14 protein-coding genes are annotated in these 14,182 nt (G+C 42.0%); 11 read left to right on the plus strand and 3 right to left on the minus strand.

The genetic code is table 11. From position 1 onward, the window contains the following. The 9 genes from PGS38_RS16815 to PGS38_RS16850 all read left to right on the plus strand — a co-directional run. The coding region (locus PGS38_RS16815; protein WP_270476439.1) for an IS66 family transposase at positions 1 to 327 on the plus strand (327 nt) is incomplete at its 5' end. 99 nt (positions 328 to 426) lie between these two features. Further along, positions 427 to 639: a transposase gene (locus PGS38_RS17915; protein ID WP_119188555.1), complete on the plus strand. Its 213-nt coding sequence runs from the start codon at positions 427 to 429 to the stop codon at positions 637 to 639. A gap of 114 nt (positions 640 to 753) precedes the next feature. Next, entirely contained in the window at positions 754 to 1,266 is a 513-nt protein-coding gene (locus PGS38_RS16820) for an ImmA/IrrE family metallo-endopeptidase (RefSeq protein WP_117760945.1), read from the plus strand. After that, the gene (locus tag PGS38_RS16825; RefSeq protein WP_173827700.1) at positions 1,260 to 2,720 is read left to right on the plus strand and encodes an NUDIX hydrolase; all 1,461 of its coding nucleotides are present in this window, start codon (positions 1,260 to 1,262) and stop codon (positions 2,718 to 2,720) included. Before PGS38_RS16820 ends, PGS38_RS16825 begins: the two co-directional genes overlap by 7 nt. Beyond that, positions 2,701 to 3,228, plus strand: coding sequence for a Pycsar system effector family protein (locus PGS38_RS16830; RefSeq protein WP_117814570.1), 528 nt, complete (start codon positions 2,701 to 2,703; stop codon positions 3,226 to 3,228). The genes PGS38_RS16825 and PGS38_RS16830 overlap by 20 nt, the downstream gene beginning before the upstream one ends. Positions 3,229 to 3,317: 89 nt before the next feature. Then, positions 3,318 to 4,181 (plus strand): PDDEXK family nuclease, encoded by an 864-nt coding sequence (locus PGS38_RS16835; RefSeq protein WP_117760951.1) that lies wholly within the window; start codon positions 3,318 to 3,320, stop codon positions 4,179 to 4,181. Between the two features lie 143 nt (positions 4,182 to 4,324). After that, positions 4,325 to 7,213: a fucose pyrophosphorylase domain-containing protein gene (locus PGS38_RS16840; RefSeq protein ID WP_118700099.1), complete on the plus strand. Its 2,889-nt coding sequence runs from the start codon at positions 4,325 to 4,327 to the stop codon at positions 7,211 to 7,213. 13 nt (positions 7,214 to 7,226) lie between these two features. Beyond that, entirely contained in the window at positions 7,227 to 7,652 is a 426-nt protein-coding gene (gene fucU / locus PGS38_RS16845; RefSeq protein ID WP_055228359.1) for an L-fucose mutarotase, read from the plus strand. 2 nt (positions 7,653 to 7,654) lie between these two features. Then, positions 7,655 to 8,518 (plus strand): AraC family transcriptional regulator, encoded by an 864-nt coding sequence (locus PGS38_RS16850; protein WP_118601656.1) that lies wholly within the window; start codon positions 7,655 to 7,657, stop codon positions 8,516 to 8,518. 66 nt (positions 8,519 to 8,584) lie between these two features. Here the strand turns inward: PGS38_RS16850 and PGS38_RS16855 are convergent, their stop codons facing one another. The 3 genes from PGS38_RS16855 to gmd are packed head-to-tail and all read right to left on the minus strand — an operon-like array spanning position 8,585 to position 11,927. Then, positions 8,585 to 9,907 carry a sugar phosphate nucleotidyltransferase gene (locus PGS38_RS16855; RefSeq protein WP_119188553.1) on the minus strand — a complete coding sequence of 441 codons (1,323 nt, stop codon included), beginning with the start codon at positions 9,905 to 9,907 and terminating at the stop codon, positions 8,585 to 8,587. Positions 9,908 to 9,919: 12 nt separating this feature from the next. Further along, positions 9,920 to 10,861 carry a GDP-L-fucose synthase family protein gene (locus tag PGS38_RS16860; protein WP_334291844.1) on the minus strand — a complete coding sequence of 314 codons (942 nt, stop codon included), beginning with the start codon at positions 10,859 to 10,861 and terminating at the stop codon, positions 9,920 to 9,922. Between the two features lie 22 nt (positions 10,862 to 10,883). Next, positions 10,884 to 11,927, minus strand: coding sequence for a GDP-mannose 4,6-dehydratase (gene gmd, locus PGS38_RS16865; protein ID WP_119188552.1), 1,044 nt, complete (start codon positions 11,925 to 11,927; stop codon positions 10,884 to 10,886). A gap of 564 nt (positions 11,928 to 12,491) precedes the next feature. Here gmd and PGS38_RS16870 point away from each other — a divergent pair. Continuing rightward, positions 12,492 to 13,175 carry a helix-turn-helix domain-containing protein gene (locus PGS38_RS16870; protein ID WP_119188551.1) on the plus strand — a complete coding sequence of 228 codons (684 nt, stop codon included), beginning with the start codon at positions 12,492 to 12,494 and terminating at the stop codon, positions 13,173 to 13,175. Next, positions 13,172 to 14,182, plus strand: a 1,011-nt coding sequence (locus PGS38_RS16875; protein WP_270476441.1) for an IS3 family transposase, incomplete at its 3' end; no start/stop codon positions are given. The genes PGS38_RS16870 and PGS38_RS16875, both read left to right, overlap by 4 nt.

Below are 14,182 nucleotides of genomic sequence, written 5' to 3' on the forward strand. Positions count from 1 at the left end.
GCGGTAAACTATGCCCAAAATCGGAAAGACACCCTGATGACCTATCTGGAAGACGGTCATTGCAGTTTATCCAACAATCTTAGCGAGAATGCAATCAGACCATTCACTGTTGGCCGGAAGAACTGGCTGTTCAGCGCCAGTCCTAAAGGAGCCACCGCTAGTGCTATTGTGTATACAATGGTTGAGATGGCAAAAGCGAATGATCTGAACACCTATAAATATCTGACATATCTCTTATCACAGCGGCCAGACGATAAAATGTCAGATGAACAGTTGGAACAGCTTGCCCCATGGAGCGAGACTGCGAAAACGAACTGTCAAAACTAAAATAGAGTAAAACGCTTGCATCTATCATTTTGGTGCAAGCGTAATTCATGAGTAACGTAGCAATATTTTGCGCTTACTTTATAGGTATTCAGATCATATCTGGATAAAGCAGGAATTCACTATGCTTATCTACCACCGTACAGTCCAGACCTGAACCCAATAGAGAAAATGTGGTCAAAAATGAAAGCGATTCTTAGAAAACAAAAAGTACGTGTCGCTTCTGAGCTGCCTGAAGCTGTAAAAAAAGCTCTGGAAATGATAAGGCATACGGATTGTGAGGGGTGGTTCCATGCGTGTGGATATATGCACTAATTTATGGAAATGCTATAGTCGTAAAAAAATTATATATAAGAATAAGTGGTATTGAATATATAAAAGAAACTGTGTTATAATATATTGACATTATAGAGGAAAGGAAAAGTGACAATGGATAATTCTACTAGAAGAATGATTAATTCATTAGCGGAAGATGTATTGAGTGCGTACAATATATCTGTACCAATTGGAAATATTGATGAAATTGTTGAAAAGCTAGGTGGTACTATCCAGAAGGAAGCTTTTTTTTCTGATGGTGCCGTTGAGAAAGAAGGAAATGGATTTAAAATTATTGTATCTCCTTTTCAAGATGAAAAAAGAGAACGTTTTACAATAGCACATGAATTAGGCCATCTTTTTCTTCACATGGGTTATCGAACCAATAATGAATTGTGGGAAAAACAGGAGAATAATATTTATCATCGAATTGGAAATTCAGAAAAGGAATATCAAGCAAATGAGTTTGCGGCAGCTTTTTTAATGCCGGCGACAGAATATCTTGCTGTATTAAACAAAGTGGCAGAGGGAAATATGGTTGATACATCTAAAATAGCAGAATATTTTAACGTATCGATAGAAGCGGCAGCGAATAGAGGAAAATTTTTGGGGTATTTAAGATGGTAGATCAAACTCAGAGATTAAGCAGATATAGAGAATTAATACAGGAACTGAATGAAACGAAAAAAATGGAAATAGCTCGACGAACAGTTGAGCTATTCTTTTCGTTTGATATCGTAAATTCATCGTTGTATAAAACAATCAACTACACAGGATGGTATAATGTGATTATTTCTTTATTTAAAGAAATACAAGCAAGCGTAATGAAACTTATGCCAGGTGCAGAGATGTGGAGAGTTTTAGGGGATGAAATAGTTTTCATAATCCCGATAAAAGAAAACAAGGATTTTTTCGTATATACAGATAAAATATTTGAGATCCTTAATATTTTTGTACTTAAGTTAAAAAATGGTCAATTTTTTGATGAATTGGAAATCGATAATGATAAGAAGCTTTTAATGAAAATGCAAAATGTTATTTCGCTAAAAGCAGCTGCATGGATTGCAATTGTGGGTGAAAATGTACAACAAATAGAACGATATGATAATTTGCTGGAAAGATACAAATTAAGAGAAGGGTATGGGCTTATTGAATTTCTGGGAAATGACATTGATGCTGGATTCAGAATAAAAAAAGAGACTGAAGATAGAAGAATGGTTATAAGTTTTGAACTTGCGTACATCTTAGCAAAGGATACAGACTATTTGAAAAATATACATATCATTACATACAAAACTTTGAGAGGAATTTGGCAGAATAGATTATATCCTATTATTTGGTATCACGATCCCAAATATGCTGAAAACATACAGTTTGAGGACAGTTTTTTTTATGATGAGACAGAAGAAAATGAATTAACAAAAGAGTATTTTTCTAACAGAGAAAATTCAGTATTAAAAAAAGAGATGTATTATAATGTTTATAATGCATTAAATAAAATTTTGTCTGATCAGAATTTGATACATAAATTTGTAAAAATGGATAAAATTATAGAAGATTCACCGACAACACAAACGGCAAAAGGAAATTTGTTAGAACCCAAATTTTTCTTGAGACTTCATTGTGTGGCAGTATGCTATGATAAATCTACGAAGAAAATATTAATAATGAAACGATCAAGTAAAAGAGAAAAATACCCAGATAAGTGGGAATTTGGGTGTGCAAAAGCGGTTTTAGAAAGATCCTTAAATGAACAGATTGAGCAGGAATATTATAATGATTTCGGGGTTAAGATAAAAGTTGTTTGTGATGAAGAAAGAGAAGATAAGCAGCCGATACCGTTGGCATTGTATGAAGTGGAAAGTGAACAAGGAAAAGATAAGGGAGTCATTTCATTAGCTGAAGTAGTCGAAACGTATAAGAAAAGCGATTTTAAAGAAAATGAAAAACATTCCGAAGTGCGCTGGATTTCGAGAGAAGAAGTTGATACCTTTAAGGAAGACACTGTTAAAGATTTTAAAAACACATTAAAGCTGGCATTTGCAAAAATGGAGGAGATGTATGGAAATACAGATGAATGATAATTCTATAGTAGAGATGTTGGAAACAATATTTTCGAATGTTAATAGTTGGTTAAATTTTGCAGAAGCAAAAAACGCTGCATTGATGGCGTTTAATATAGCAATGTTAGCAGTAACATGGGGGAGTACAGAGAATGCTGGTAAGAACATATTATTTTATGGTGTGAATCTTGCAATAGTAATATCAACAATCATAGCTTTAAAATCGTTTAAGCCTGATAAGGGAAAATGTAAAGAAGAAACAGGCGTTATAAAAGAAAATGATAATTTGCTTTTTTATGAAGACATTGCAAAGTATTCGAAAGAAAGTTATTTAATAGCTCTATACAAAAAGTATCAAGATACAGTGAAAACGGAAGATGAACTTTTAAAAAGAGAAATAGATTATGCGGATGAAATAACATACAATGCTAAAATTATTGTTCAAAAATATAAGTGTTTTAAGAATGCACGGTATGTGGATTTTATAGGATTGGTGGGAATTGCTGTATTAATTCTGGCAGCCTAAAATGTGTAAAATTTCAATGGATAGTTTTTCATCGTTTACTTAAAAACAGGCTGAGCAATAGACGAATGTAAAACAAAGGAGTTGATATTGTGCCGTCATTAGCTTCATTTCAATTAACACCGCCTCAGGATGCGAGAGAGTTTGAACAATTGATGAGGGATTACTGTAATTGCATATATCCAGGAATGGCATGCTTATTTGCACGACCTGGGCAGAAACAGTATGGCGTTGATGTTGTTAGTACAGGCTCCAATGGGGTGGTGGCAATTCAGTGTAAGAATTATCAAGATATGTCTGTTTCAATTTCGATGATAGATCAGTGGATTCAGGGCGCAGAGGAGTTTAAACCGGAGATTTCTCATTTCATAATTGCGATTGGCGCTAAGACGGATGGAGAGATTCAAAAGTATGTGCTCGAAAAAAATCAATATCGGCAAAGCCATAATTTGTTTTCTGTTGAAGTAGTCTACTGGGAGGAGATCAGTGCATTTTTGAAGTCTGATGCACGAATACTGCAACGTTATTATCCGTTTATCAATACGGATGGAATCCAAGATCAATTTGATATTGCTTATAGCAGTTTAGACATAATTCGGCATGATTTTGTAGAGTTGATATTGAGGTATAAAATTCTGGATTTTTTGTTGGAAGATCCTTTTGTAGGTATAAAAACAGAATATCTTATATTGTCAGACAAATTTGATATAGCTTTAAAAGATCTGCTTCAGCGGACTGTGTTTTTGCAAGAAACTGAATTATATCAGAAAATAATCGCATTCTGTGGAAAATGGAATAAATATAATGGCTATATAGGGCTTAAAGTACAACCGAGCAATAATGGGCAATATGTCAGAATGAATCAAGTGCTGATGGAGGATTATGAAGAAATAGAAGCTATTGTTCAAAGAATGAAAAGTGAAATCTGCGAAATTTACGAATCAATAAGTCAATAAATGTAATGAAAAAAGGAAGATTTTTGACAAAATCTGTGATATACTAAAATACAGGTGTTTCAATCTATGATTGAAAAACGATGTTCCCTGGAGAGGGACAGAAATTAATACTACAATGATAAAGTAAGGAACAAAGAAAAGACATGTCACACAAAACTCTATTTTTACAGCAGTCCTACATCGACTGCACAAACCAGTACACCGCGCTTCTGGAAGCGCCGAATCTGCCGTTATGGGATTATGTAATTCTCACAGCATCCAATGAGGAGCAGGCTGCATCGTACCGTACACAGATTCAGTATCGTCTGGAGCACCATATGATTCCAGAGTCGACACACTATGCAGTTCTTCCGGATCCAGACGGAAAACGAGTAGGCAGCGGCGGCGCCACATTGAATGTTCTGCGCTACGTTCATGAAAATGCAGGCTCATTCGAGAATCAGCGGATTCTGGTAATCCATTCCGGCGGCGACAGCAAGCGGGTGCCGCAGTATTCTGCCTGCGGAAAGTTATTTTCACCGGTGCCACGTGTTCTGCCGAATGGAAAACGTTCTACTCTGTTTGATGAATTTATGATTTCCATGAGTGGTGTGGCCGCACGGATGAATGCTGGTATGTTGGTGTGTTCCGGCGATGTGCTGCTGCTGTTCAATCCGCTGCAGATTGATTTTTATGGCAAAGGTGCAGCGGCGCTTTCGATTAAAGAGCCTGCGGAGATCGGAAAAAATCACGGTGTTTACCGGGTTGACAGCGAAGGAAATGTAGGTGGTTTCCTGCACAAAAAAACAGTGGAGCAGCTGCAGAAACTGGGAGCTTCGGATGATCAGGGAAATGTAGATATCGATACAGGAGCGGTAATCTTCAACAGTGAGATGCTGCAGGCGCTGTACCAGCTGGTGGATACGAAAGAAAAATTTGCAGCTTATGTGAATGAGAGTACCAGGCTTTCCTTTTATGCTGATTTTCTCTACCCTCTGGCATCAGACTCTACGCTGGAGCAGTATTATAAAGAAACACCGGAAGGTGATTTTACGCCGGAACTGGAACAGTGCAGAACGGAGTTGTGGAGTGTATTGCATCCGTATCAGATGAAACTGATTCGAATGTCACCGGCTGCATTTATCCACTTTGGTACGACAAAAGAACTGCGTGAGCTTATGACAGAGCGGATGGATGAATTCTATTATCTGGGATGGACATCGAACATCAACACGAATCGGGAGGAAGCGGATTTTGCAGCTTCGAACAGTTACGTCAGCCCGAATGCAGAGATTGGAAAGGGAAGCTACCTGGAAGACTGTATGATTCGCAATAAGTCACAGATAGGTGAAGAGTGTGTGATTTCCGGCGTGACATTAGATGGTCAGACGATTCCTGCGCATACTGTTCTGCATGGACTGAAACAGCAGAATGGAAAATTTGTTGTCCGCATGTACGGTGTTTCTGACAATCCGAAGGAAGCATTGCTGTTTGGAAAAACATTGCCGATGCCGCTCTGGGAAGCTGCGATTTATCCAGTATGCGATTCAATGGAAGAGGCAGTGCATCAGACACTGGAAGCCTGGAGAGAAGGTTTTCCGATTCGGGAAGATGCGATTTCACTGAAAGACAGCTTTAACCAAGCAGATCTTTCTGCACTGCTGCCGTGGCAGGAGAAGGTATCGGATAAAGTAGAACTGGAAGAAATTCTGGAGGCAATTGATCGAAAGGAAAATTTAACCAGACTGGTTGAGCAGATGCGGGATGGTATCTCAGAGCGGGTGAAAGGTGAACTGCTGAAAGAAGCACAGAGATTAAGCGAGACAGAGCTTGATCAGTTCAGCAGAAAGATCAGAATTTATTATGTTCTGTCCTGTTTTGATGAAAAGTATATGGACTCCTGCTTTGCGACCATCAGCAGCGGTATTCTTGCCGGAGCTGTAAAAGGTCTTTGCTATGATGCCGATGCGAAAATGGGAAAAGATCAGGTTACCGTAAATCTTCCGGTCCGTGTGAACTGGGGAGGCGGCTGGAGTGATACACCGCCGTACTGCATGGAACATGGCGGAACCGTACTGAATGCGGCTGTGATGCTGGACGGAAACTGCCCGATCGAAGTTGTGGTTAAGAAAGTCGACGAACCGGTGATTGTTCTCGCAAGTGCGGACAGTGGTGCCGAGCAGACCTTTACCGATATTTCCAGTTTACAGGATTCCAGCAATCCATACGATCCGTTTGCCCTGCACAAAGCGGCACTGATTGCCTGCGGCGTGATTCCATATAAGGATCCGATTTCCGTGCAGGAAATCACGGAAAATCTGGGAAGCGGCCTGTATCTTTCCACGCAGGTCATCAATATCCCGCGCGGTTCCGGCCTTGGAACATCTTCGATTCTGGCGGGTGCCTGTGTAAAAGCGCTGTATGAGATGCTGGGAAAAGAGGTAACAGACGAAGAGCTGTATGACCGTGTTCTTTGCATGGAACAGATTATGTCTACCGGCGGCGGATGGCAGGATCAGGTCGGAGGTCTGGCACCGGGAATCAAGATGGTTTCGAGTGAACCGGCAATTCGACAGAGAATTACGTGTGTGCCGTGCAAAATCAGTGAAAAGACAAGAAAAGAACTCGACGAGCGTTTCTGCCTGATCTATTCCGGACAGCGCAGACTGGCAAGAAATCTGCTGCGGGATGTCGTTGGACGATATGTCGGAGGAATCGAGGATGCGGTGGATGTCTTATATGCGATTCAGCAGACGGCGGTTCTGATGCGGTTTGAACTGGAAAAAGGCAATATCGATGGATTTGCAGAGCTTTTGAATCAGCACTGGGAATTATCCAAGAAACTGGATGCGAGTTGCACGAATACGTGTATTGATATGATCTTCCATTCCGTAGAAGACCTGATTGACGGAAAGATGATTTGCGGTGCCGGCGGAGGCGGTTTCCTTCAGGTTGTGCTGAAAAAGGGCGTAACACAGGAAGATGTGCGGAAACGGCTGCGTGAAGTTTTCCAAGACAGCGGTGTAGATGTATGGAGCTGTTCACTGGCGTAGGAGGAGGAAAAGAATGTTAAAAGGAATATCACCGTTATTATCACCGGAACTGTTAAAGGTGCTGGATGAAATGGGACATGGAGATGAGATTGTATTTGCCGATGCGAATTTTCCAACGGTCAGTACAGGAAAACGAATTGTACGTGCAGACGGAATCGGTGCAGTGGAGCTGCTGGATGCTGTTTTGCAGCTGTTCCCGCTGGATCAGTACGATGAGGATCATTTTGTACTGATGGAAGTGGTGCCGGGAGATCCGGTTCAGACGCCGATCTGGGATGAGTATAAAGCGGTTCTGAATCGATACGAACCGGAAGCAAAAGTACATACGATGGAACGCTTTGCCTACTATGAGCGTGCAAAAGAAGCCTATTGTGTTGTGGCAACGGGTGAGACGGCACAGTATGCCAATATGATTCTGAAAAAAGGTGTGGTAAGATAGGAATGGAATATTTTGCTTCGTCGTCCCATTCGGTGTCGTCGCAGCGTATTTTATATACACCGTCGGAATTTGCCAGAACTTCACTTCTGTATTTACAGGAAACAGGTTCGCTCCATGCACTGGCGGCGCATACGTCTCATCGAGAGCATCTGGCTTCGTATCTGTTCTTTTCGGTAACATCGGGGTCAGGAGAGCTGAATTACAATGGGAAAACGTATGCACTGCATTCCGGAGACTGTGTTTTCATTGACTGCAGAAAACCGTATTCCCATGCGACATCGGCAGATCTGTGGACCTTGCAGTGGTGTCATTTTTTCGGCCATACTATGCCTGATATTTACAAAAAGTATCAGGAGCGCGGCGGACAGCCGGTTTTTCATCCCAAGGAAATGGAAGAATTGGTAGAAGTTATGACAGACCTGTATTCTGCGGCAGGATCGGACAGTTATGTGCGGGATATGAAAATCAATGAGATTTTAAACCGCCTGCTTTGGATTCTGATGAAGAATTCCTGGCATCCAGAACAGGGACGCGCTGCGCATGCCAGAAAACGGATGAGCATGGAAAAGGTGAAAAGTTATCTGGATGAAAATTATAAGGAACATATTACACTGGAACTGCTGTCACAGAAGTTTTATATTAATAAATATTATCTGACGAAGATATTTAAAGAAACATATGGTGTGACAATCATTTCTTATCTGGAAACAAGACGGATTACGCAGGCGAAAAATCTGCTTCGATTTACTGATATGACGGTGGATGAAATCAGTGCCGCAATCGGAATGAATGATGCAAATTATCTGGCGCGCCGTTTTCGAAAAATAGAAGGAATGAGTCCGGGAGAATACCGGAAAAAATGGTAAAACAGAAAACCGCAAATCATTTTCAGCAGATCGGGCAGAAAATGGTTTGCGGTTTTTCATTACAATTTAGAAAAGGGACGGCAGATCGTATTTATGTTTATCGTGTACATTGATGTCTTTTCCGAATTGGACTTCAATGATCTGCAGTTCCGTATCAGCAAAAATGGTGTGTTTGCTGCCTGCATTCATCTGCAGGGTGTCACCGGCGTGAACATTGTAAATAACGCCGTCGATCACGGCACGTCCTGTGCCGGAAATAACGTTCCAGACTTCGTTCCGGAAATCATGACTGTGGTAGTTCATCTGATGACCCGGATTTAAAGTTACTTTAATCGTAAGACTTTCTTTTTCGATATCCAGAATGCGGAAACTGCCCCAGGATTTTTCTGCAAACATAACGCGGTGATCCAGGGTATTGACAAAGGGCTTGATGTAACTGGACTGCTCTTTGTCGGAAACCAGGATGCCGTCCGGGCTTGCAGAAACTACAATGTCTTTCAGACCCATACAGAGTACGGGAAGATTCAGCTCGTTGACTACGTGCACATTTCTGCAGGTTTCGTTAAACAGTGCTTCACCGACATTGTGGCTGTCCATGGCCTCAGTAAGAGTATTCCAGGTTCCAAGGTCTTTCCACATGCCGGAGAAACGCATCACTTCGATACGGTCCTCGTGTTCTACCACTGCGTAATCAAAGCTGATTTTGTCTAACGTTTCATATTTATTGAAAAGATCTTCGTGGTTTTCAAAATCAATTAATGCATGAGCACGATCCAGAACATAACCAAGACGGAAAGCAAAAACACCGCCGTTCCAAAGAGCACCCTGGGAAATATACTGTTCTGCAATTTCTTTGGTCGGTTTTTCTTTGAACATCGACACCGTGCTGACAGGAGCCGGGGTGTCTGGAATAATGTATCCGTATTTTTCGCTTGGATAGGTCGGTTCAATACCCATCAGAACCAGGTTGGCATTGCTGGAAGCAGCCTGGGCACCGAGGTCTTTTAAGGCATCAAAATAATCAATTTCCACATAAGGGTCAACCGGGCAGACAACGACAGGTTCGTCCTCGGAAATTCCCTTTACATCCTTCAGATAGGCTGCGGCAAGCGCAATGGCCGGGAATGTATCACGGCGGCAAGGCTCAACGCTGATGCCGACATCTTCCCCTAACTGATTGTGGATGGCGGAAACCTGTGATTTTGAGGTCGCGATGGTTACCGTTGCATCCTTGTCGATCGTACGGATCTGACGGTAAACGCGCTGTACCATGGATTCCAGTTCACCATCTGCCGTATGGAAAATTTTGATAAACTGCTTGGAACGGATATCATTGGAAAGCGGCCACAGGCGCTGGCCGGAGCCGCCGGATAATAAAACGATATTCATAAAGTTTCTCCGTTATCTTTCTGCACGCATCGGGTTGTTCAGGAAATCCTCGTAGGAGAGACGGATGCCGTCTTCCAGCTCGGTTTTGTAGGTCCAGCCAAGAGCGGTTGCTTTGGATACGTCGAGCAGTTTTCTTGGAGTACCATTTGGCTTTGTGCTGTCCCAATTGATTTTTCCATTATAACCGATTACTTTTGCAACAAGCTCTGTCAGCTCTTTGATGGTCAGTTCTTTTCCGGTTCCGGCGTTTACGGTCTCGTTTCCAGAATAGTTGTTCATCAGGAAGACACAGAGATTTGCAAGGTCATCGACATACAGGAACTCACGCAGCGGAGAGCCGTCGCCCCAGCAGGTAACTTCCGGCAGATTGTTAACCTTTGCTTCATGGAAGCGGCGGATCAGTGCAGGAAGTACGTGGCTGTGGGTTGGATGATAGTTATCGTTTGGTCCGTAAAGATTGGTCGGCATAACGGAAATATAATCAGTTCCGTACTGACGGTTCAGAAACTCACAGTATTTTAAGCCGGAGATTTTTGCAAGTGCATAAGCCTCGTTTGTTTTTTCCAGTTCGGAAGTCAGCAGACAGCTTTCCTTCATCGGCTGCGGTGCCATACGCGGGTAAATGCAGGAGGATCCAAGAAACTCCAGTTTTTTACAGCCGTTTTTCCATGCAGAGTGGATGACATTCATTTCCAGTGTCATGTTATCGTACATGAAATCTGCCAGTGCTTCCTGGTTTGCAACGATGCCGCCTACTTTTGCAGCAGCGAGGAAGACATATTCCGGTTTTTCCTCTGCGAAAAATGCCTCGACAGCATCCTGACGGCAGAGATCCAGTTCTTTGTGGGTACGGGTAATGATATTTTCATAACCCTGGCGTTTCAGTTCTCTTACAATGGCGGAACCAACCATTCCGCGGTGTCCGGCTACATAAATTTTTGCATTTTTTTCCATCATGATCTTTGCATCTCCTAAATTAAAGTGCGGCTTTCATGGCTTTTTCCTGTTTTGCAAGCTGACGGTCATGCTTTGCCATAATTTCTACTAATTCAGCATACGTTGTTTTCTGCGGATTCCATCCAAGAACGGTTTTGGCCTTGGTCGGATCGCCCCAGAGGTTATCAACGTCGGTCGGACGGAACCATTCCGGATTGACACATACCAGCATTTTGCCGGTTTCTGCATCGTAGCCTTTTTCTTCCAGACCGGTGCCTTCCCAGCGGATGGTAATGCCGTTTGCAGCGAATGTTTTTTCAGTGAAATCACGTACGGTATGCTGCTCGCCGGTTGCGATGACGAAATCTTCTGGTGTTTCATGCTGCATAATCATCCACATGCACTCCACATAATCTTTTGCATAACCCCAGTCACGCAGGGAGTCCATGTTCCCAAGTTCCAGATGATCCTGAATGCCTTCTGCGATTCTTCCGGCAGCCAGTGTGATTTTACGGGTAACAAAGTTCTCGCCGCGGCGCTCGGACTCGTGGTTGAACAGAATGCCGTTGACAGCAAACATACCATATGCTTCGCGATACTCTTTTACAATCCAGAAGCCATACTGCTTTGCAACCGCATACGGGCTGTATGGATGGAACGGGGTTGTCTCGCGCTGCGGAACCTCTTCTACTTTTCCATACAGTTCAGAAGTAGATGCCTGGTAAACTTTTGTCTTCTTGGTAAGGCCAAGAATGCGGCATGCTTCCAGAATACGAAGAACACCAAGTGCGTCCACATCGCCGGAATATTCCGGAACATCAAAAGAAACCTGTACATGAGACTGTGCAGCCAGGTTGTAAATCTCATCCGGCTGGACAATATTGATAATACGAATCAGCGATGACGAATCAGAAAGATCACCGTCATGCAGTGTGATTTTATCCATAATATGCTCGATACGAGCCGTATTTGCAAGCGAAGCACGACGGGTGATACCGTGAACCTCATAACCTTTTTCTAACAGAAACTCCGCAAGATAAGAGCCGTCCTGACCAGTGATACCGGTGATAAGTGCTTTTTTCATTCGAAAATCCTCTCTATTCAATAATGTGTAGTGTGGAGAAAAATCTCCGTATTAGTTGCTTGTGTATGTAGTTTAACGGAAGATGGGGAGAAATGTGAGAGGATATTTTGGGGGTTGATAGCATTATATTGGTTTATTCGGTCAGAAGTGGTTTGATTTCCTTTTCTGAGGCACTAATTCATGGATAAGTCAAATTTGGAAAAATGGTGGGAAAGGATAAGCACAGAACTTGACACATAAGGACAGGAATGATAAACTAAGATTCAACAAAATCGCTGCGCGATGGCCTGCCAAGGCTGTGGCGCAGTTTTATTTTTATTAAAAAAGCAGTGGAATTACTTTCCATAATCCGTTATTGTTAAGTTACCACACGAAACAACTGAACTAAGAAAGCTCCACTGCCTATGATAAGAATAACATTTTCCAGTCTCTTCCGCAATCGGAATTATGACGCTAACGCACCTCCGAATAGGTAGATGTAATTATTAACACTCTCCATATAATGATATGATACCTCTGAAGTAGACAAGGTAAATAACCAAAATCTACGTTGGAGGTATTTTTATGGGAAAAAAACCCAAGTGTACGGTTGAAGAAAAAATTTCTGCTGTCGAGGATTATCTGAATGGAATACGTTCTGTCTCTGAAATTATGGTAGATTTATCTATAAAAAGTACACGAACTATAAGAGACTGGATACTGGCATATCAAAATGGGGGAATAAAAGCCCTCTGCCCTGTTACAGCTAACCATTCCTATTCCAGTGAATTTAAAATTGAAATGGTTCGGAAGTATATCAACGGGGAAGGATCGGTTACCGATTTATGCGCCAGATATGGAATTCCTGCACATGCAACACTACAAAAATGGATTTCGTTGTATAATGCCAATAGAGAACTTAGGGATTATGATCCCAAGAGGGAGGTCTATATGGCAGAAGCACGAAGAAAGACAACGTTAGCTGAACGTAAGGAAATCGTTGAATACTGTATTACCCATAACCGTGATTATAAAGGAACAGCTTCTCTATATGATGTTTCTTATAGCCAGGTGTACTCATGGGTCAGAAAATATGATGCTGTTGGGGAAGATGGACTGTCCGATAAACGCGGGCACCACAAAACGGATGATGAAGTCGATGAACTGGAACGGCTGCGCCGGGAGAACCTGCGACTAAAGCGCCAGCTTGAAGAAAAAGATATGGTGGTGGAACTGTTAAAAAAAGTGAAGGAATTCGAAAGAATGTGAGGCTTGGAAAACTACGGTTTGAATCAAAATATCAGGCAATAAAATATTTTTACGAAAAAAAGCAATGGAGTGTCAACTGGATGTGCAAACAATTGGGCATATCACACGCTGCTTACTATAAATGGCTGCACCGGACAATTCCAGAGCAGGAATCCGAGAACACAAAACTGGCAGAACTGATAAAGGAGTATGACGAACGGTTCGGACATATCTTGGGATACAGGCGGATGACAAGCTGGATCAACCATTTCAATCACACCAGCTACAGCAGGAACAGGGTTCACAGAATCATGAGGAAGCTGGGAATTCATTCTATTATCCGTAAAAAGAAGAAGAAATACCCGTCGTCCAGACCGGAGACAACAGCGGAAAATAAGCTGAAGAGGGAATTCAATGCAACGAAACCTAATGAGAAATGGGCTACGGATGTTACGGAATTCAAGGTTCCTGAGACTGGCAGGAAACTATATCTCAGTGTCATCCTTGATCTATATGATCGATTTCCAGTTGCGTATGTCATAAGCGGAAGAAATGACAATAAGCTCGTGTTTGACACATACGATAAGGCTCTCAAAGATAATCCGGATGCCAGGCCGATTTTTCATTCTGACAGAGGTTTTCAGTACACGAGCAGAATATTTCAGAAAAGGCTTCGAGAACAAGGCATGGAACAGTCTATGTCCCGTGTTGGACACTGCATTGATAATGGTCCTACTGAAGGATTGTGGGGGATTATCAAATCAGAGATGTATTGTATGTATAAGATAACCGACGAGATATCTTTACGTTCGGCAATCGACAAATATATAAAGTTTTATGCCGAAGAAAGACTGCAGGAAAGATTCCATTGCAAAACGCCACTGGAAGTACGAAGCGAAGCATTATCAGCGGAAACCCCGATACAATATCCGATTGCTGAGAACAAAAGAATAGAAGCATACAAAGCAAAATGGTGTGCCTCCTCCTCTCTGGCACGTCAGGAAAGAGAGTTTGCCAGATATGATCTC

It is taken from the genome of Fusicatenibacter saccharivorans (assembly GCF_027667425.1).
In the GTDB taxonomy this organism is placed as follows: Bacteria; Bacillota; Clostridia; order Lachnospirales; family Lachnospiraceae; genus Fusicatenibacter; species Fusicatenibacter saccharivorans.